Below are 18,755 nucleotides of genomic sequence, written 5' to 3'. Positions count from 1 at the left end.
TTTCGTCCGGCTCCCCCAAAACTTAAAACGAACCCGACTCCACCTCTCCGGGTGTGCCAGGTTCGTACGGTCATACTTATACTTTGTCCGCCGTCAGCTCCATAAACTGCCGAACGTCGGCAATCGCCATGTCCACTGCGCTTTGCCAGAAGTCGGGTTCCGTCAGGTCGAGGCCCAGATGCTTTTGCGCCAGCTCTTCGACATTCATGCTGCCCGTATCCCTGAGCAGGGCCACGTATTTGTCTTCAAAAGCAGGCCCCTCTTCCGCGGCTCTTGCATAAATGCCTGCACTGAACAAGTACCCGAACGTGTACGGAAAGTTGTAGAACGGAACGTCAGTCGCATAAAAATGCAGCTTCGCCGCCCAAAAATGCGGATGGTAGCTGCTCAGCGCATCTTTGTAAGCCGCTTTTTGCGCGCTGACCATCAGTTCGTTCAAGCGGTCGGCGCTGACCAGCCCCTGGCGGCGCTCTTCGTAGAAATTCGTTTCGAAGATGAAGCGCGCATGGATGTTCATGAAAAATGCGATCGAACGCTGAATTTTATCTTCCAGCAGGATGATTCGCTCTTCGTCGGAAGCGGCTCCCTTCACTGCGGCATCCGCGACGATCATCTCGGCGAATGTAGAAGCGGTCTCCGCAACGTTCATCGCATACTGCTGGGCCAGAACCGGCATGTCTTTCATCACATGCTGGTGGTAGCCGTGGCCGAGCTCGTGAGCCAGCGTCGAGACGTTGTTGGCCGTGCCGCCGTAAGTCATGAAAATGCGCGTCTCTCCGGCCACCGGAAAGGATGTGCAGAAGCCTCCGGGGCGCTTGCCCGGGCGGTCCTCCGCCTCAATCCAGCGGTTGTTAAACGCTTGCGCGGAGAAAGCCGCCATCTTCGGGCTGAACCGCTCGAACTGGTCGATGATCAGCCGGGCGCCTTCGTCGTAGCTGATTTTTTTGGCCGCGTCGCCGAGCGGTGCATCGACATCGACCCAGGCGAGCTTGTCGACACCGAGCAAGCGGGCCTTGCGGTGCAAGTAGTCTACAAACACCTGCTTGTTGCGGTCGATAACGTCCCACATGACTTGGAGTGTTTTATCCTGCATGCGGTTAATATCCAGCGGTTCCTTATGTACGTCTTTCCAGCCTCTGTATTTGTAAACTTGCAGGCGGAATCCGGCCAGATGGTTCAGCGCTTCGGCGCAGTAATCCGCTTTGTCGGCCCACGCGTTCTCCCACTGCTCGAACAACTTCAGCCGCTCTTCGCGGTTTTCCGTGTGCAGCTTGTTAAAAGCTTGCCCCGCCGAAAGTTCGGTCGTCTTGCCGTTTTCATCCACGGTCATGCGGAATTGGCTTACCGTCGTGTTGTACAGGTCGCCCCAGCCGTGATAGCCGTCCACCGCCAGATCGTTGATGAGTGCCTCCTGCTCCGGCGGCAGCTTCTCCTTGGCGAGCGTGCGGCGCTCGTCCAGCGGGAAAGCGATAGCCTTGAACGGCTCTTTGGCCAGCAGCGCCTGCCAAACGGACTCCGGAATGCCGGTTAGAACTTGGTCGAACAGCGTCAGCGAAGACAAATATTCGGCATAAAGACTTTTGACCTGTCCGCCAAGAATGGCCGCTTTTTTATCTGCCTGGTTGTCGGCGAGCAAGCATCCTACGAATGAATCCGCTTCGCTGAGATTGCCAAGCATTTGCTGCAATAGCTGCACAAGCCCTGTCAGCCATGCGGTGTCATCCGCGCTTTGCGGAGCGGCGGCTGCGCGCACAAGATTTTGAAATTCCGATATGGAAGCCTGCAGCTCCTTTAAAAAAGCCGAGAATTCGGCAGACTCGCTGCCTCCGGGAAAAAAGGAATCCAGATCCCAGGTTTGACTTAAAGGCGTATGAAGCAAAATAATCACCTATCCTTTCATTTCCTATTAAAACATACTCCGGGTGGAACTCCAAGTCGCCAAACTGATCATTGCTTCCGGGTACAAAGTATGATATCAATTAAAGTAATGGTTGCAGCATTTTTGAAAACGGAAGGTGGACCAATGATATGAAACCGTTGCAAATATCACCCGAAACAGCACAAAAGCTGGCCGAACAGCTGAAAGTGCCGTTAGAGCATCTCATGCACATGCCTCAGCATATTTTGCTTCAAAAACTTGCCGAGCTGGCCAAAGATCTTCCGTCTCCGAACAGCGGCGACAAGAAACCGGAGTAGTTCTTTGATACCATTCGCTAATACATGGCCGTATGAAATTATTATGAAAGATGTGTATGTGACGGAATGCCCGTTCTGCCATAGCCCCAATGTGCTGCTGCCGCTCAAAATCCATGAACTGGAATCCATTCGCGAAGGAAAGAAAAAGCTGCTTGTGTTCCCCTGCTGTCATAACAAGCTGACGGTCATCGATACGGACCGCGATTATTTATTGGCCGACCGCCGTCTGCGTTAGGCCTTAATCGCAGTTTCCGGGCTTAAGGAGTAAATTGGCCCTTATGAATGAATACCTCGCCCCGCTTACTAACGCTTGCCTACTAGTCACTCTCAACTATATCGCCCTGAAAATACGCGGCAAAATGATTATCGAACCTTACGAAGGGCTGCTCGCTCCCCTGCTGACAGGAATCGCCAGTATGCTTATGATGCTGGAGCCGCTGCCTGAGGCACTCGGGCTGATCGATTTGCGGTCGCTGCCCATTTTTATGGCCGGCCTGCAGTACGGACTTCCCGGAGCTCTGCTCTCCACCCTTGTGCCTGCCGGTTTCGGTCTATTCCGGCAAGATGACAACGGGATTTCGGTTATCGTACAGGAACTCGTCATTCCCGCTTTGTTAAGCGCTTTTTTTCATAATAAAGAATACCGCCGCGGTTTTCTGGACATCCCGGTGCGTCATGGCGTGCAAATCAGCCTCCTCGTCTTTGTCGCGAGGCTGCTGATACATGTTTTCAGCGAACCTGTCTTATCCTGGGATTATGCGGCGAATCAGATTTTTATGCTCCTTATCGCATCGGCGGCTTTCATTGTGCTGATTGTGATGTTCAATGACGAGAACACAAGCTGGCGGCTCCAGCGGCAGCTTGAAATACAGGCGAACCAGGACGGCTTGACCCGGCTTCCGAATTTGCGCAGCTTCACCGCCATAGCCGAAAACGTAATGAAAAAGCGCAAAATATCAATTTTCATGATCGACATCGATAATTTCAAACATTTTAACGACCAGTTCGGCCATCTGGAAGGCGATCAGCTGCTGCGCGATATCGGCGCTTTGCTCAGAAATTCCATCCAGGAGCAGGATTATGCGGCACGCTACGGCGGGGAAGAATTTATATTGCTGAGCACGGAGACCGATCCCGACCGGGTTGTCCGGTACGCTGACCGGCTTTGCCGGACGGTAGCGCACCATTTTCGCGAGAGCCGCCCGGATTCAACCATGCCGATAACGGTATCGATCGGAATCTCGACGGCGCGGTCGGTCCAGGATGAGCTGCAGCGCATCGTTTCCGAGGCGGATCAAGCCTTGTATGCGTCCAAGCATTCCGGCAAAAACCGCGTCACCCTGTTTGACGGCCCGACAGACCTGACAAGCCAGACTGGCCATGAAGCAAAAATGAACGCTTACTGATTCCGGGAGCTTCCAGTCCCTTCAGAATCGATAAGCGTTCATTTTGTTATTGCAGGCAGATCCGCCTCAAGCATGCTTCATTTCTTCCGGCAGTTCCAATCTGGAGGCGAGCATGTCCTCACGGGTGGCGACCCACTGCTCGCGGCTGGCGCGAATCATCGCGGCATCCATAATTTTGCGGTCGTTGATAACCCGTGAAAACCATTTGACCGCTTCATTATAGCTGCTCAACCGCCGGTTCAGTTCGCCCAGCAAAAACATCAATCTGGCGTTGTTCAGATCCATTCCTTCGCTTTCGAACACGTTTACGTAGGCGTCCAGCGCATAGGCCAGGAAGCGTTTCTCCTGCTCTTTATCTTCCTTGGAACGATAAAGCCAGGCGATATGATGCAGAAGTCCTGCCACCACCCGCGGCTTCTCCTCCTTGATCTGCGCGCAGAGCAGCGCCAGCTTGTAGCTTCGCAGCGCCTCTTCCCAAGTGCGCTCCCCGCCGAAATCGCGCATCGACCAATTTTTCACCACTCTGTCATGGAATTGTTCTTTATGCACGGGCTTCCAACTGCCGGAGAAGTTCTCGGTATGCGCGTATCCGCAAAAAGGACAGATCCGGACTACATAATAATCGGGATTCGTACCGTTATAATGCACGCAGAAATCCGTATCGGTTTGCTTCGCTTTTTTGAAGCTGGGACGCACTTTGGAAGTTTTGAACGTATTGTCGCAGTATGTGCATCGCACATTGATTTCGTAAAGTGGTTCGACCATGGGGGCCACGCCTTTCTATTCCGATTCGGGCGTATTGACAAAGTGATAAGCAGATCCTTTCAAACGTTCCAGCAAGAAGCTTCTAAGGTCCTGCGGCAAACCGATTTCCTCCATAGCCTCGGACATGCAGCCCAGCCACGCATCCGCCCGCTCGACCGTAATCGGGAACGGCATGTGCCTGCCCCTCATCATCGGGTGCCCGTATTGATCGGAGTACAAGGAAGGCCCTCCGAAAAACTGGGTGAGGAACAAATACTGCTTCTCCATCACAGGTATAATATCTGCGGGGAACAGAGGCGCAAGCAGCGGGTGCTGCTGTACTTTCGGATAAAAGGCCTCCACGAGCTTGCGGATCGTCTCCGCTCCCCCCATCGCTTCATAAATCGTATCGCGTTCCTTATCTGTCATTTGTTTCAAACCTCTCTAACCGGTAGCAGTCTAGTAATTCTCCCAATCTTCATCCGCTGCGTTCATTAACATTTCTCTGATGACGAACACAAAAGCACATACGAGAAGTCCGGCGATGACACTTGTCATATGAATCACTCCCGCGGCCCAAGATATAAGACTTTATTCAATACGCTACTTAGTTCTATTTTACCATAAAAACCGATAGAAAACAGTCCAAAGTCCAATTTTTCAGAGCGGAATGTATGTCCACCCCCACTCATATATTTGATGTGTAAGCTTATGTTCAGCTTTTAGGAGGCGCTGTCCCATGCAAAATCGGAATGTTACCTCGGCTTTTCTTACCGCCTTTGTCGTCATGGCGATCGGCACATGCCTGTTTTTTTTCCCGAAGGAAGGGCTGGAAGCCGCTTTGCGCGGGGTATCCATTTGGTGGGACGTGCTCTTCCCGGCGCTGTTCCCGTTCTTTGTCATATCGGAGATTATGCTCGGCTTCGGCATCGTCCATTTTTTCGGGGCGCTGCTTGATCCGATGATGCGGCCGGTCTTTCGCATTCCCGGCATCGGCGGCTTCGTCATGGCGATGGGCTTTGCCGCCGGCTACCCGGTCGGCGCCCGCTTGACTTCCCAGCTTTGGGAACAAAAGCTGGTGAACCGCGAGGAAGGCGAACGGCTGGTCGCCTTCACCACGAGCTCGGACCCGATCTTCCTGATCGGAGCCGTGTCCGTCGGTTTTTTCCATGATGCCGGCCTCGCCGTCATTTTGGCCGCCGCGCATTACGGCGGCTCCGTGCTCATCGGCATCATGATGCGGTTCCACGGCCGGAAGAGCGAGCCGTCGCCGCAAGCCCCCAGAACCGCAGGAAACATCTGGGGCCGGGCGTTCCGGGCGATGCACCGGGCCAGGCTCGCTGACGGACGGCCGATCGGCGCATTGATGAGCCAGGCTATTTTGCAATCGCTCAACCTGATTTTCGTTGTCGGCGGTCTCGTCGTCTTTTTTTCCGTCGTGCTGGAAGTGCTGACAACCGCTCATGTCATGAACGCCATGTACGTGCTGATTCGGACTCTGCTTACGGCTTTCGGCCTGCCGAGCGAGCTTTCGCAAGCGGTGATGAACGGCTTGTTCGAAGTTACCCTCGGAGCCAAAGCCGCCGGTGCCGCTGCAACCAGCCTCGCACTCTCGAGCAAGGTCGCGATCGCCGCTTTTATTTTGTCCTGGGCCGGGCTGTCCGTTCATGCCCAAATCGTCAGTCTGCTGAGCCATACGAATATGCGGTATTTGCCCTTTTTCACCGCCAGGCTGGCGCACGGCTTGCTGTCCGCCGCTCTTGTACTCGTCATTTGGGAGCCTATGCAGCAATTTCGCGCGCAGACATCCGTATTTTTACCCGATTTCGATACGGCATCCCCCCTTTCCAGTTTTGCCAAACAAGTGCTGCCCGCCAGCGGAACGGTATTCATTGCCGCTCTTGCAGTCATCGTGCTGCTGTTTGCCGCATACTCCTTTCTTAGACTGATGTATGAAAAGGTTGGTGGAACAAGATAATATGGGTATTCATGAAAATTCAAACAAAGGAAGAGGACAGCAAAATATGCAAGCTGCGTTTACTTCAGGTGCAAGAACACTTCCGCCGGCCATCCAGCGCCTTTCGGACATTGCATATAATCTTTGGTTCAGTTGGAACCATGAGGCGCTGCAGCTCTTTGAACGGATAGACGTCGCCAAATGGGAGCAATCCGGGCACAATCCGGTCCGCCTGCTGGAGGAGCTGGACGGTTCGCAGTTGGAAAGCCTCGGCCGGGATGCCGATTTCCTGGAAGCCTACGGCCGCGTAACCGCACAGTTGGATGCATACTTGAATGGCAGCACCTGGTTTCAGGAGAGCTACGGGGATAAAGGCTTCGTGCAAATCGCCTACTTTTCCGCGGAGTTCGGCTTTCACGAGTCGCTGCCGATTTATTCCGGCGGGCTCGGCATTTTGGCCGGGGATCATTGCAAGTCGGCCAGCGATCTCGGCCTTCCTTTGACCGGCGTCGGGCTGTTGTACAAAAAAGGCTATTTTACGCAAAGGCTCGATGCTTCCGGCGGCCAGCAAGCGGAATTATTTTATTATGATTTTGCCAAGCTCCCCGTTCGCCCTGCGCTTATAGACGGGCAGGAGCTGATCGTGTACGTGGATATGCCCGGTCGCTCGGTCGCCTTGAAGGTATGGAACGTGCAGGTCGGAAGAAACCCGGTATATTTGCTGGATGCCGATCACGGCGCCAATAGCGCTGCCGATAAGGAGCTGACCTCCCAGCTGTACGGAGGCAATCAGGACACGCGTATTTCCCAAGAAATATTGCTCGGAATCGGCGGAGTCAAAGCGCTTCGCGCGCTCGGCATCTATCCGAACGTCTATCACATCAACGAAGGCCACGCGGCTTTCCTGGCCCTTGAACGGCTGAGAGAGCTGCTGAAACAGGGCCTGGCTTTTCATGTCGCCGTGGAAACGGTTCGCGCTGCAACCGTCTTTACGACGCACACGCCGGTTCCCGCCGGGCATGACGCTTTTCCTGTCGGGATGGTGGAGCATCATCTGGGGCCACTTTTCACCGAGCTCGCCGTTAACAAGAGAGAGATCGTCGAGCTTGGGCTCGATAAGCGCACAGGGCTGTTCAACATGACCCATCTCGCCTTGAATACGTCCGCGCTGCGCAACGGCGTCAGCAAGCTGCACGGGCAAGTTTCCCGCGAAATGTTCCGCGAATTTCACGGCAACATCGAGCCGGGCGAAGTGCCGATCGATGCGATTACGAACGGCGTTCACCTCGATACGTGGATGGCTCCCGAATGGAAGGAGCTGCTGGACCGTTTTCTTCCCGGCTCGTGGAAAATCCGCCAATCGAGCCCGCAGCAGTGGGAAGGGATCGCCATCATTCCGGACGAATCCATCTGGAAGGTGCACCAGCAACTCAAAATGAATATGATCCGGTTCGCGCGCCGCAATTTGATGGAACAGCGGAAGCGCAACGGCGAATCGGCCGAGCGGATCGACGAGGTGCGGCAGTACTTGAATCCGAAAGCGCTGACGATCGGCTTCGCCAGACGGTTTGCCACCTACAAGCGGGCGAATCTTGTTTTTAACGATTTGTACCGGCTGAAAAAGCTGCTGAACGACCCCGACCGGCCGGTTCAGTTCATCTTTGCCGGCAAAGCGCATCCGGCCGACCATCCCGGCCAGGAGCTCATCCGCGAAATTTATCGCGTGTCGCAAATGAAAGAGTTTGCCGGAAAAATCGTCATGCTCGAAAATTACGACATCAACATGGCCCGCTACCTCGTCCAAGGAGTCGACGTATGGCTGAACAATCCGCGGCGCCCGCTTGAAGCGAGCGGAACTAGCGGCCAAAAAGCGGCGATGAACGGAGCGATCAATTTCAGCGTCCTCGACGGCTGGTGGGAGGAAGGCTACAACGGTTCGAACGGGTGGGCGATCGGTTCGGCGGGCGAAGCGGATTGGGCCGCTCAGGAAAGAGAAAACACGGCCGCTATTTATCGCATCCTGGAGCAGGAGATCGTCCCGCTTTATTACAATCAGGGGGATGTGCCCCACCAGTGGATCAGCCGCATGAAGCGTTCGATGGAAACGCTCAGCCCGGCCTACAACACGCATCGGATGGTACAGAACTACGCGGAGCTTACTTACCTGCCGACATCCGACCGCGCCAAACGCTTCGCCCGGGACGGATACGACCTTGCGGTCAAAGTCGCCGATTACAAGCGTTTTATCAAAAACAACTGGCATCACGTAAAAATACTCGCGGTTGACGACCGCTCCGCCAAAAGATCGACAGAGCTGCCTCTTGGGCAAGAGGGCCAGCCGGCCATGAAAGAGATCTCCGCGGACGTTTTTTACGGTCCCGTATGGCCGCCGGACACGGTCGTGGAAATTGTTTACTACGAAGAAAAAGGCGGCGTGTGGGAGCAGGTCATCGTCGCTATGGAGCCTTCGGAGCCCCTCCTGCAGGAGACGCAGCGGTATAAAGCGGTGATACCCGAGCATCTTTTGCACGGGCCCCATTTTTCGGTCCGCGTCCGGCCCATCAGCCCGAATTTTGCCCACTCCTACGAGCTTCCTCTGGTGACGAGCACCTTGCACAGATGATGCCTGTTCTGTACGCTTAGCGAGCGGGAACGGCGGCGTGGAAGGGCTGCTTCGCCACGGGCTTGCTCTCGCTGATGCATGCCTGTTATGCGCACCTGACGAGCGGGAACCGGCGGCGCGGCAAGGCTCCTTCGCCACGGGTTCAATCCTGCTGATGATGCACATTCTAAGCACTTGGCAAGCGTGACCGGCGGGCTGAAGTGCTTCTTCGCCACGAGCTCACTTTCGCTGATGAATGCCTAGGGAGTGTAGCCGGCCGAGGTAGCTACCAGCGATGCGTATCTTCTGCGAGAGTTCCAATCTTCGTAATTTCTTCGCTCGAGCGAGGCCATTCGGATACGTTCCGGATGGCCTCGTTTGCTTGGAACGTGCATCCGCAATCGTTTTTTTCGCGGCACCTCATCATTTATTTGCGGACTGGCGCTCAAACGGTTCTGACAAGCAAAGTTTGTCTTCTTAAGCCATGGTTATTCGATGCCGGTTTTATTTGCTGTTTGCTCGCAGGAATGCCTCGTTCCTGTGCCGTCAAAGATGGCCCTGACAATTGCGAAGTTTTTGGCTCGGCCTACAAATACAGTAGCTTGGCTCAACTTGCGATACAGCTGCTTGCCCCGGACCAAAAACCTGCAAAAGTGCAGGCTTTTTTGGCGGCGGATGCTCGTTTGGCAGAAATACCTGCAATTGTCAGGCTGTTGAGAAACCCCCTTTTTTCCTGGATGCTCAAAAAAAGCACCAAAAGCATGAGCCAAATACCCCTCTCAGATCGTTTTAAATCAATTTTTTCTCTTCAAGATGAGTGCCCCCACATAAAAATTGATCTGAGAGGAAACCCGTTAGACTTTCTCAACAGCCTGAATTGTGCAGGAATTTTCGCTCAAAGTGGCTTTGGGCCTGAATTTCGGCGAAAAAAACTGCATTTTTGCAGGAATTATTCCGAGCCACAGACATCTGGGAGCAAAAAGATGTACTTTTGCAGGTTTTCTGCGCATGGCCTGCACGCTCGCACGGCCTACTGCAACGATGCAAAACAGCTTTGCAAGCGGGGGCGCGGCCCTCACACTCTGCTGCACGGACGGTTTTCATCGTTCCATGCAGAGATGGGTGCTTTGCGGGCACGCGCGCCGCGCCCTCACACCGTGCCGCACGGATGATTTTCATCATTCCGTGCCAATCCCCGGCCCGCCGCAGAGCCCTTCTCTGCAGCCGCCGGCGGCTTTCGTATTCAGCCCCTTTCCTTATTTCATTTAATTGATTATTATGAAAGTAGTTGTCACGTTATGTTCGTGCCGATGATGTATGTAAATCTGCCTGCTTGGTGATGCTATGGACTGGAATAAGCTGCTAGAATTGGGGCTCTTGAAACCGAACGCCGAATGCCGGCTCATCATCGTCGGCGAAGCGAAGGATGGACAGCCCTTTTGCTATGAGGAGAGCTTTACCGTAGAGAAAATCAGCGAATCTTCTTTTACCGTTTTATTGGAACTGCCCGGACTTTATCCATTCGAAAAGCTTGAACACGTCACATTCATCGAGTTTTCCCTCCGGGACCGGAGCCTCCTGTATGCGGGTTCTGTCGATCTGGTCCAACTGGACAACAAAAAAACGTGCTGCATTCTGACGCTCTCGATACCTGATGACATTCATATTCATCAGAGCCGCCGGTACAGCCGCATCAAGTTGTCCGTCAGGACGCCGATTACGCTTCAGGTCGTCGGCATACGCGGAATATCCGCCCGCAAAGGGGTCGCCTTTACCGGCCAATTGCTTGATATCAGCGCAGGCGGCCTGTCGTTCATTACGACGAACCGGCTGTTTTATCCGTTGTTTTTGGAGGTAAGCTTCTTTTTGCCCCAGCATCCGCAGCCGATCTCGGCATTTTGCGAAATTGTCCGCGTAACGAGTTTTAGCCATGATTCTTACCGGGTCGCGGCCGAATTTAGAAATACATCCGAATCCATACTTGGGCAAATCGAAAGCTACTGTTTGGAATGTTAAGGAGGAAAAATTTTGAAATACAATGTGATTGACCGGGGCGATGAAATTTCTCAGGAGTTGGCGGAACGTTTTCATTTTATTGCATCTCACCATGGAATGCCAAGAGATGAGGAAAATCCCGACATCGTCCTTTCGATCGGCGGAGACGGCACGATGCTTCAGGCGTTCCATCAATATGTCGGGAAGCTGGACAGCATCGCTTTCGTCGGCATCCATACGGGGCACCTGGGCTTTTTTGCCGATTGGAAGCCGTATGAGATGGATCATTTGGCGGCGCTTATGCTCAACACTGCAGGCCCCGACGGGCTGAGCATCGTTCAATATCCGGTGGTCGAAATCGAAATTACGACAGCGGCAGGCGTCGAAACTCACCTGGCGCTGAACGAGTTTACGCTGAGAGGCATCGAAGTTTCCCTGGTGGCCCGGCTGGACATTAACGACGAGATGTTCGAAATGTTCCGCGGGGACGGCATTTGCATCTCTTCGCCGGCCGGCAGCACGGCCTATAACAAAAGCTTGGGCGGCGCGATGGTTCACCCTTCGCTCGAAGCGATGCAAATCGCGGAGATCGCCTCCATCAACAACCGCGTGTACCGCACGCTCGGATCGCCGATTATTTTGCCCAAGCATCACCACTGCGACATTTATCCGAAGGCGAACCAGAACATGCTCTTATCCCTCGATCATCTCTATATGCAGCGCAACGACGTCATATCGATCCGCTGCCGCGTAGCCGCCGACGTCAAGGTCAAGTTCGCCCGCTTCCGCCCGTTTCCTTTTTGGAACAGGGTCCGCGAGGCGTTTATCGGCTTCGATGTCAAATAGCCGCGCTCAAAGCCCGGCAGTGCGCAAGCTGCGCCTGCCGGGCACACGGCTCAGGCGGTTCAGACGTCTCAGGCATACACCGGAAGGCTGATCCGAAATGACGTCCCTTCCTCCTGCTTGCTCTGAATCTGAATCGAGCCTCCATGCTGTTCGATGATTTTGAAGCTGACCATTAAACCGAGACCGTTGCCTTTTTCCTTCGTCGTATAAAAAGGTTCCCCCAAACGGCGGATGCTCGCCTCCGCCATGCCGCTGCCCTGATCTGTAATCTGCACGACAACGGAGCGTTCGCTCTGCAGCAGCTCAACCCGGATTTCCCCTCCGTTCGGCATCGCTTCAATCGCATTTTTGATCATATTGATGAATACTTGTTTCAACTGGTTTTCATCGCCCCTGATCCCCGAAGCCGGCAGCGGGCAAAAGTACGCAAGCTGCACCCCGTTCAAAATCGCCTGCGCCTCCAGCAGCGTTATGACCTGCTTTAGCATCGGGCCCAGATCGATCTCCCGCACGTTCATCTTTTGATCCGGCTTGGCCAGCACAAGCAGCTCGCTGACGATCAGCTCAATTCGGTTGATTTCGTCGAGCATAATGTCGAAATGTTCTTTTTTGCCCCCGGCGCCGGACTGGATAAACTGCAAAAATCCTTTCAGCGACGTAAGCGGATTGCGAATCTCATGGGCGATTCCGGCTGCCAGTTGGCCGGCGATATTCAGTTTCTCGGAAGCTTTCAACAGCTCCTGCGTATGATTCCGTTCAGTAATATCCCGCAAAATCGTATGTACAGCCGGTTCGTTCCGGTAAGTCGTCGGCAGCGATTTCACTTCCGCATGGATAACGGACCCGTCAAAACGAATGAACTTATGTTCCAACAGTTCCGGGACTCCGCCCTGCTCGACCTGCCGCAGCCTCTCAGCGATAACGTCCAGATCGTCGGGATGAATGCAGCCGGACGCCCGCTCCAGCACCTCTTCCTTGGACTTCGCCCCGAGCAGCTTGACGGTCGTAGTGTTCACATACAGCCACTTTCCCCCCGAGCTGATAATTACCGCGTCGGGCGAATGTTCAACCAGTTCCCGGTAGCGCTGCTCCTGCTCTCTCAGCTCGTCCTCCGCCAGCCTGCGGTTCGTAATATCGCGGGAAATGCCGAATACTTTTTCGATCCCGCCCTGCTCATTCCGTATCCCCTTGATCAGAGACTCGAGCCAGACGTAGCTGCCGTTCTTGTGGCGCATTCTGAACGTATACAGCATTGTATCGGAAAAACGGAAAAACTCCATTTCCTTAATACGGCGCAGGTCGTCGTCATGAACGAAATCCAGCACCGGCAGTCCGATAATCTCATCAGGCTCGTAGCCCAGCAGCGCAGGCAAAGCGGGACTTGCATAGCGGAAAGTGCCGTCAGCCGATACGTAGGCAATCAAATCCTGCGCATGCCCGGTAATGATGTCGAACAGCTCCTGGGAAAGCTTCAGCTGCTCTTCCTGGCGCTTTTGCTCCGTGATATCGCGGAATACGCAAATCGTCTCTATGGGCTCGCCATATTCGTTTTTGACGACGTTGCAGGTCACTTCGATCCAAATGAAGCTGCCGTTTTTGCGGATTAACCGAAACCGCTCCTGTGTCTGTTCGGGAAATTCCCGCATGTTCTGAAAAAATGAAACAATCTCTCCCGCATCGTCGCGGTGAATGATCGACCACGCCTCTTTGCCTTCCAGCTCTTCCGGTTCGTAGCCCAGCATCGGCTTCAGAACCGGGGATGCATACAGGAGCCGGCCATCCACGGAAATGCGGCAAATCAGATCCAGCGAGTGCTTGATTAAAAGCTCGTAAGTATCGTGGAGCCGCCCGCTTTGCTGCAAATAGACGAAAAACACAGGCCGGTCGTCTCCGGTTTGCAGAGACAAGTCGATCGTCGTACCGATCGAATGCCCTTTTTTATGTATGAACCGTTTGTGAAACCGGCAGGAGCTGCGGGCGCCCGTTTGCAGGGCATCCATGCAGGCGGTTTCAAAATCATGGTCCTCTGTCGGCGAAATGCTTTGAAACGTTAAAGCGAGCAGTTCATTTTCCGTATATCCGGTAAAGCGGCAAAACGCTTCATTGACATATATCCAGCGGCCGTCAAGATCGGCGATGCCAATCCCGTCAGGGGCCTTTTGAATCACGCTTTCGATAGGCAATTGCTGCGGCATCCTCATGACTCGTACTCCTCATCATTGTGCACGATTAGGCTTCCTAATATTAACCAAAGCATAAGACGAAAGCCGCCAATAATCAATAACAAGTTAAAAAAAAGTAAACCTTGGAAGAGGTTGCCTTCACAAGGTTTACTTGAATTCGGAGCACAGCGCTCAAACTGTCGTTGCCGCCGTTCCCTGAGCCGCCTGATTTTTGACGTTGACTTTCTCGATAATAAAATAAGCGCAGCCGAAATTGCAATATTCGTTTAAATAATCCTGCAAAGAAGCGATCGAGCTTTCCTTGGTCGCTTTCGGGTGATTTTCCTTAAAAAAGCCCCGCAGCCGCAATTGATTGTAGCCCCAATCGCCGACAATATAGTCGTAGCGCTCCAGCACTTCGCTGAACCGGTCCCGGAATACCTCGAAGTTCCAGCCGTTTTTGTGGTCGGTAACAAGCTCGTATGTTTTATTCGCTATGTGGATCATGCCAGGAACGTATTCCCCTTTCTAAGATCCGGAAGCAGATTGAACCTGCTCATGGGCATGGTAGGAGCTTCTCACCAGCGGGCCTGACTCTACATGTTTGAAGCCTCGTTGCATGCCTTCTTCCTTCAGCGTGGCAAACTGCTCCGGCGTATAATATAGCTTGACTTCCAAATGCGTCGGCGAAGGCTGCAAATACTGCCCGATCGTCATAATGTCGCAACCGACGGCGCGCAGATCGTCCATCGTCTGCAGCACTTCCGCCCATTCTTCCCCGACGCCGAGCATAATGCTCGATTTGGTGGGAATGCCCGGAGCGATGCGTTTGGAGCGTTCGAGAAGCTCCAGAGAACGGCGGTATTTCGCCTTGGAACGGACCCGGTCGGACATGCGCTCTACGGTTTCAATGTTATGGTTCAAAATGTCCGGCTTCGCTTCCAGCACGGCAGCCAGCGAAGCTTCCCGGCCCAGAAAATCGGGAATGAGCACTTCGACGGAGCACAGCGGCATTTTGCGGCGTACCGCCTTGATCGTCTCGGCGAAAATCATCGCCCCGCCGTCTTCCAAATCGTCGCGGGCGACCGAGGTGACGACGCAGTGCCTTAGCCCCATTTGCAGCGCGGCATCGGCCACGCGTTCCGGTTCCTGCAGATCCAGTTCCGTCGGCAGCCCCGTCTTCACGGCGCAAAAGCGGCAAGCCCTCGTGCAAATATCCCCGAGGATCATGAACGTAGCCGTCCGGTTCGCCCAGCACTCGTGAATATTCGGGCATTTCGCCTCCTCGCAAACCGTATGCAGCGTCTTGGAACGCATCATCGATTTGATTTCCTTGAAGTTGTCTCCGGTTGTAAGTTTGATTTTGAGCCAGTCTGGTTTTCTCTCTAAAAGTTTTGTAGGCATCCGTATCCCGCCTTTGTTATATGGTTTCTCATCCTGTCCGGACGTCTGCTTGGCATACTCCCGCGTTCAGGCGCGGCTTGATCTCATTATAGCATGAAAGCTTGACAAAACAATCCACTTTGACTTCCAGTTATGATACACTGTTATGGATGACCAAAACAGCCGGCTGAGCAATTTGAAACAGAGCTGTGTGGGAGGGAAGAAAGATGAGCATAACAGAAGCAACGCGCGCGAAGGACCGTCGCCTGGGGGAAATTTTGCAAGGCATGGGCCGCGTGCTGGTCGCTTTTTCGGGCGGCGTGGACAGCACGTTCGTGCTGCAGCGCGCCAAACAGGAGCTGGGCGATCAGGTACTCGCCGTCACCGCAGCGTCCGAGACGTTCCCGACACGGGAATTTGACGCAGCCGTTGAGCTTGCGGAGCAATTAGGCGTCCCACTGTACAAAACAGAGGTCAAGGAGCTGGAAAATGCGAATTTCGTCGCCAACAATCCGGACCGCTGCTACCATTGCAAGACGGGACTGTATTCACATTTGCAGCAATTAGCCAAACAATTAGGCTATCCTTATATTTTGGACGGCTCGAACGTAGACGATCTCGGCGACTATCGTCCCGGACTTCAGGCCAAGAATGAGCAAGGAGTAAGAAGCACGCTCCAGGAAGCCGGGCTGACCAAAGATGAAATCAGGCAGCTTTCCAAAGAGCTTGGGCTTCCGACCTGGAACAAGCCTTCGTTCGCCTGCCTCTCCTCGCGGATTCCTTACGGAACGCGCATCGAGAAGTGGAAGATCGATCAGCTCGACGAAGGCGAGCATTTCCTGATACAGCTTGGCCTTTATCAGGTGCGCGTCAGACACCATGACAAGATCGCCCGCATCGAAGTCATGCCCGACGAAATTCATAAAGTGCTCGAGCACCGCGACGCCATTTACGAGAAATTCAGCAAGCTGGGCTTCGCCTATGTGACGCTGGATCTCCAGGGCTACCGCACGGGAAGCATGAACGAAGTGCTTTCCAAGGAAACGAAAGAAAAGGTGAAAGAAGCGTCCCTATGATGGATTTGGAAAAAATATTAAAGCTGGTCCAGACGGGCGATCTGGACGTAGAAGAAGCCAAGCGGCAAATCATCAAGGACGGGACCGGTTCCGCAGGCGGAACCGGCACCCTGGACCTTGGATTTGCCCAGCTTGACATCGAGCGCGAGAAGCGGACAGGCTTCCCCGAAGTGATCTTCGGGGAAGGCAAGACCGCCGAGCAGCTCGAGGCGATTTTCCGGCGGCTCACGGAGCACACCGACCGCGTGCTTGCCACGCGGGTCGACGCAGCCAAAGCCGCCCATGTCGTCGCTGCCGTGGAAGGCGTCAGCTACCACGAAACCGCACGGGCGCTGACCTGGTTCAAGCGCCCGATGCTCAAGGTCCACGACGGCTACATCGCCGTCGTGTGCGCAGGCACCTCCGACCTCCCCGTAGCGGAGGAGGCCGCTCTTACGGCGGAATGCCTGGGCAGCCACGTCGAACGGGTGTTCGACGTCGGCGTCGCCGGCATTCACCGGCTGTTCCGCCGGCTGGATCTCATTCGCGGTGCCAACGCGATTGTCGTCGTCGCCGGCATGGAGGGCGCGCTCGCCAGCGTCGTCGGCGGGCTCGTCGCGAAGCCGATCGTCGCGGTGCCGACGAGCATCGGCTACGGCGCGCATCTCGGCGGCGTCGCGCCGCTGTTGTCGATGCTGAACGCCTGCTCGCCGGGCATCTCCGTCGTCAACATCGACAACGGCTTCGGAGCCGGGTACTACGCCGGCCTCATCAACAAAAACATGTCAAAAAAATCATAAGGCAGGAGAGCCTATTATGCGAATATTGTATTTGGACTGCTTCTCCGGCATCAGCGGCGATATGACGCTGGGCGCTTTGGTCGATGCGGGAGCGGATCGCGCTTACATCGAGGAAGAGCTGACCAAGATCAAGCTCGAGCCTTACACGCTGGAATGGAAGCGCGTCGTCAAGCGCGGCATTTCGGCGATGAAGCTCGACGTCATCCTCGACCCGCAGCATCCGCCGAAGCATCACCGCCATTATTCGGAAATCGCGCACGTCATTCGGCATGCCGGCTTCAATGAGCGGGTGACCGCTCTCGCCTTGGCGATCTTCGAAAAAATCGGCATTGCCGAAGCGAAAATACACGGAATTCCGGTCGAAAAAGTACATTTTCACGAAGTCGGAGCCATTGACTCCATCGTCGACATCGTCGGCGTCGCGCTGGCCATCGACTCGCTGCAGATCGAGCGCATTTATGCGTCCCCGGTGCCGCTCGGCTCAGGCACGATTCATATCGACCACGGCATCTACCCCGTGCCGGCCCCGGCTACGCTGGAGATGATGCGCGGCTTGCCCATCGCCTCGACGACGTACAGCCTGGAGCTGACGACGCCTACAGGCGCGGGCATCATTTCGGGCATCGTGGACGAGTTCTCCAAGAGCTTCCCGCCGATGATCGTAGATTCCATCGGGTACGGGGCGGGCACCCGCGATTTGCCGAAACAGCCGAACGTGCTGCGGGTCGTCGTCGGCAAAGCCGATCCTTTTATCGGCAAGTGGCAGATCACGCACGAGCATCTCGCTCATGAGCACGGCCATGCGCATACGCATGAGGATCATCATCACCATCATCATGAGCATGGACATTCTCACCATGAGCACCATGAGCACGGTCACAGTCACGATCACGGACATGGGCATCATGAGCACGATCATGGGCATGACCATCATGACCACCATGACCATCATACTCACGGGCATGACCACAGCCATCCGCACGTTCCGGCTCCCGGTGAGCTGGACAAGCACAGGCATACCGGAACTTGCAGCGAAAGACATTAACGATGGGCCGCCTGCTCCGCTGCGCGTGACCCTAATAGCAAACGCCTCTTCCCGCACGTCAGGAGGAGGCGTTTATATGTTCGGCCATAAACTGTTTTCTCGCTTCGTCGTACACGCGTTTCAAGGGCACGTTATGCCGCTTGGCGATCTGCTCGCATTCCTTGAACTCCGGCGCATACTGCACCAGCTTGCCTTGATGGTAGCCGACCTTGATGGTCAACGGCCCCCATGCGGTCTGTACATGTCGGAATTCTCTGGCCAGACGATGGCAGGAAGCGTGCATGTAGCGAATGCCCAGCGTCGTCGTTTCACTGAAAATAACCTCCTCGACAGCCTCCAGCACGCCCGCATCGACAAGCACGTTCAGCATGACGCCGGGCCTGCCTTTTTTCATAATAATCGGAATGACATACACGTCATTGGCCCCGGTATCGAACAGCTTGTCCATAATATAAGAAACCCACTCGGGATTCATATCGTCCAGATTGGCTTGAATCAGCAGCATGCCGTCGTCCACATGCTCTTCCCTGTGATTGAACATACCCTCTCTCACCTCTTACCCGC

Annotated in this window: 18 protein-coding genes; 11 read left to right on the top strand and 7 right to left on the bottom strand. The window is 54.6% G+C overall.

Going from position 1 to position 18,755, the window contains the following annotated elements; all coding sequences use genetic code 11:
* Positions 1-76 precede the first annotated feature (76 nt).
* Positions 77-1,888, bottom strand: coding sequence for a M3 family oligoendopeptidase (locus AC6RNO_RS24990; RefSeq protein WP_497107134.1), 1,812 nt, complete (start codon positions 1,886-1,888; stop codon positions 77-79).
* A gap of 140 nt (positions 1,889-2,028) precedes the next feature.
* Here AC6RNO_RS24990 and AC6RNO_RS24985 point away from each other — a divergent pair, with 140 nt between their 5' ends.
* From AC6RNO_RS24985 to AC6RNO_RS24975, 3 genes are read left to right on the top strand one after another with little or no spacing between them, the layout of a single operon-like run.
* Positions 2,029-2,196, top strand: coding sequence for a YycC family protein (locus tag AC6RNO_RS24985; protein ID WP_474680034.1), 168 nt, complete (start codon positions 2,029-2,031; stop codon positions 2,194-2,196).
* Between the two features lie 4 nt (positions 2,197-2,200).
* Positions 2,201-2,431, top strand: a complete 231-nt coding sequence (locus AC6RNO_RS24980) for a hypothetical protein (protein WP_474680033.1) — start codon at positions 2,201-2,203, stop codon at positions 2,429-2,431.
* A 43-nt stretch (positions 2,432-2,474) separates the two neighbouring features.
* Positions 2,475-3,602, top strand: coding sequence for a diguanylate cyclase (locus AC6RNO_RS24975; RefSeq protein ID WP_497107133.1), 1,128 nt, complete (start codon positions 2,475-2,477; stop codon positions 3,600-3,602).
* A 66-nt stretch (positions 3,603-3,668) separates the two neighbouring features.
* On the opposite strand, the gene AC6RNO_RS24970 is transcribed toward AC6RNO_RS24975, so the two are convergent.
* Both AC6RNO_RS24970 and AC6RNO_RS24965 read right to left on the bottom strand, forming a co-directional pair.
* The gene (locus AC6RNO_RS24970; RefSeq protein ID WP_474680031.1) at positions 3,669-4,367 is read right to left on the bottom strand and encodes a DUF2225 domain-containing protein; all 699 of its coding nucleotides are present in this window, start codon (positions 4,365-4,367) and stop codon (positions 3,669-3,671) included.
* 15 nt (positions 4,368-4,382) lie between these two features.
* A complete protein-coding gene (locus AC6RNO_RS24965) occupies positions 4,383-4,775 on the bottom strand; it encodes a globin domain-containing protein (protein WP_488435249.1) in 393 nt (130 codons plus the stop codon).
* Between the two features lie 310 nt (positions 4,776-5,085).
* On the opposite strand from AC6RNO_RS24965, the gene spoVV reads away from it, so the two are divergent.
* The 5 genes from spoVV (at position 5,086) to AC6RNO_RS24940 (ending at position 11,746) form a co-directional block, all read left to right on the top strand.
* On the top strand, positions 5,086-6,324 hold the full coding sequence (gene spoVV / locus AC6RNO_RS24960; protein ID WP_497107132.1) for a dipicolinic acid transporter SpoVV: 1,239 nt from the start codon (positions 5,086-5,088) through the stop codon (positions 6,322-6,324).
* Between the two features lie 46 nt (positions 6,325-6,370).
* Positions 6,371-8,926 carry an alpha-glucan family phosphorylase gene (gene glgP, locus AC6RNO_RS24955; protein WP_497107131.1) on the top strand — a complete coding sequence of 852 codons (2,556 nt, stop codon included), beginning with the start codon at positions 6,371-6,373 and terminating at the stop codon, positions 8,924-8,926.
* A gap of 347 nt (positions 8,927-9,273) precedes the next feature.
* On the top strand, positions 9,274-10,077 hold the full coding sequence (locus AC6RNO_RS24950) for a hypothetical protein (protein WP_497107130.1): 804 nt from the start codon (positions 9,274-9,276) through the stop codon (positions 10,075-10,077).
* 172 nt (positions 10,078-10,249) lie between these two features.
* Entirely contained in the window at positions 10,250-10,921 is a 672-nt protein-coding gene (locus AC6RNO_RS24945; RefSeq protein WP_497107129.1) for a PilZ domain-containing protein, read from the top strand.
* 12 nt (positions 10,922-10,933) lie between these two features.
* Positions 10,934-11,746, top strand: a complete 813-nt coding sequence (locus AC6RNO_RS24940; RefSeq protein ID WP_474680025.1) for an NAD kinase — start codon at positions 10,934-10,936, stop codon at positions 11,744-11,746.
* Between the two features lie 68 nt (positions 11,747-11,814).
* Here AC6RNO_RS24940 and AC6RNO_RS24935 read toward each other — a convergent pair whose 3' ends face one another.
* The 3 genes from AC6RNO_RS24935 to lipA form a co-directional block, all read right to left on the bottom strand.
* A complete protein-coding gene (locus AC6RNO_RS24935; protein WP_497107128.1) occupies positions 11,815-13,947 on the bottom strand; it encodes a PAS domain S-box protein in 2,133 nt (710 codons plus the stop codon).
* A 153-nt stretch (positions 13,948-14,100) separates the two neighbouring features.
* Positions 14,101-14,415 carry a YutD family protein gene (locus tag AC6RNO_RS24930; RefSeq protein WP_474680023.1) on the bottom strand — a complete coding sequence of 105 codons (315 nt, stop codon included), beginning with the start codon at positions 14,413-14,415 and terminating at the stop codon, positions 14,101-14,103.
* Between the two features lie 21 nt (positions 14,416-14,436).
* The gene (gene lipA, locus AC6RNO_RS24925) at positions 14,437-15,318 is read right to left on the bottom strand and encodes a lipoyl synthase (protein ID WP_497107155.1); all 882 of its coding nucleotides are present in this window, start codon (positions 15,316-15,318) and stop codon (positions 14,437-14,439) included.
* Between the two features lie 200 nt (positions 15,319-15,518).
* Here lipA and larE point away from each other — a divergent pair, with 200 nt between their 5' ends.
* The 3 genes from larE to larC are packed head-to-tail and all read left to right on the top strand — an operon-like array spanning position 15,519 to position 18,191.
* On the top strand, positions 15,519-16,367 hold the full coding sequence (gene larE, locus AC6RNO_RS24920; RefSeq protein WP_497107127.1) for an ATP-dependent sacrificial sulfur transferase LarE: 849 nt from the start codon (positions 15,519-15,521) through the stop codon (positions 16,365-16,367).
* Positions 16,364-17,146 carry a nickel pincer cofactor biosynthesis protein LarB gene (larB, locus tag AC6RNO_RS24915; protein WP_474680021.1) on the top strand — a complete coding sequence of 261 codons (783 nt, stop codon included), beginning with the start codon at positions 16,364-16,366 and terminating at the stop codon, positions 17,144-17,146. Before larE ends, larB begins: the two co-directional genes overlap by 4 nt.
* A 16-nt stretch (positions 17,147-17,162) precedes the next feature.
* The gene (gene larC, locus AC6RNO_RS24910) at positions 17,163-18,191 is read left to right on the top strand and encodes a nickel pincer cofactor biosynthesis protein LarC (RefSeq protein WP_497107126.1); all 1,029 of its coding nucleotides are present in this window, start codon (positions 17,163-17,165) and stop codon (positions 18,189-18,191) included.
* A gap of 58 nt (positions 18,192-18,249) precedes the next feature.
* Here the strand turns inward: larC and larC2 are convergent, their stop codons facing one another.
* On the bottom strand, positions 18,250-18,732 hold the full coding sequence (gene larC2 / locus AC6RNO_RS24905) for a nickel pincer cofactor biosynthesis protein LarC2 (protein WP_497107125.1): 483 nt from the start codon (positions 18,730-18,732) through the stop codon (positions 18,250-18,252).
* Between the last annotated feature and the right edge of the window lie 23 nt (positions 18,733-18,755).

The sequence above is a fragment of the Paenibacillus sp. sgz302190 genome (assembly GCF_059820445.1).
This window is presented reverse-complemented; position numbering and strand designations above follow the sequence as displayed.

Bases quoted from the DNA above. Each gene is read 5' to 3' on its own strand.
- AC6RNO_RS24950 (WP_497107130.1), top strand. From the start codon at position 9,274: ATGGCCTCGTTTGCTTGGAACGTGCATCCGCAATCGTTTTTTTCGCGG.
- larE (WP_497107127.1), top strand. From the start codon at position 15,519: ATGAGCATAACAGAAGCAACGCGCGCGAAGGACCGTCGCCTGGGGGAA.
- AC6RNO_RS24965 (WP_488435249.1), bottom strand. From the start codon at position 4,775: ATGACAGATAAGGAACGCGATACGATTTATGAAGCGATGGGGGGAGCG.
- AC6RNO_RS24975 (WP_497107133.1), top strand. From the start codon at position 2,475: ATGAATGAATACCTCGCCCCGCTTACTAACGCTTGCCTACTAGTCACT.
- AC6RNO_RS24985 (WP_474680034.1), top strand. From the start codon at position 2,029: ATGAAACCGTTGCAAATATCACCCGAAACAGCACAAAAGCTGGCCGAA.
- larB (WP_474680021.1), top strand. From the start codon at position 16,364: ATGATGGATTTGGAAAAAATATTAAAGCTGGTCCAGACGGGCGATCTG.
- AC6RNO_RS24930 (WP_474680023.1), bottom strand. From the start codon at position 14,415: ATGATCCACATAGCGAATAAAACATACGAGCTTGTTACCGACCACAAA.
- AC6RNO_RS24945 (WP_497107129.1), top strand. From the start codon at position 10,250: ATGGACTGGAATAAGCTGCTAGAATTGGGGCTCTTGAAACCGAACGCC.
- larC (WP_497107126.1), top strand. From the start codon at position 17,163: ATGCGAATATTGTATTTGGACTGCTTCTCCGGCATCAGCGGCGATATG.
- spoVV (WP_497107132.1), top strand. From the start codon at position 5,086: ATGCAAAATCGGAATGTTACCTCGGCTTTTCTTACCGCCTTTGTCGTC.
- AC6RNO_RS24935 (WP_497107128.1), bottom strand. From the start codon at position 13,947: ATGAGGATGCCGCAGCAATTGCCTATCGAAAGCGTGATTCAAAAGGCC.
- larC2 (WP_497107125.1), bottom strand. From the start codon at position 18,732: ATGTTCAATCACAGGGAAGAGCATGTGGACGACGGCATGCTGCTGATT.
- glgP (WP_497107131.1), top strand. From the start codon at position 6,371: ATGCAAGCTGCGTTTACTTCAGGTGCAAGAACACTTCCGCCGGCCATC.
- AC6RNO_RS24970 (WP_474680031.1), bottom strand. From the start codon at position 4,367: ATGGTCGAACCACTTTACGAAATCAATGTGCGATGCACATACTGCGAC.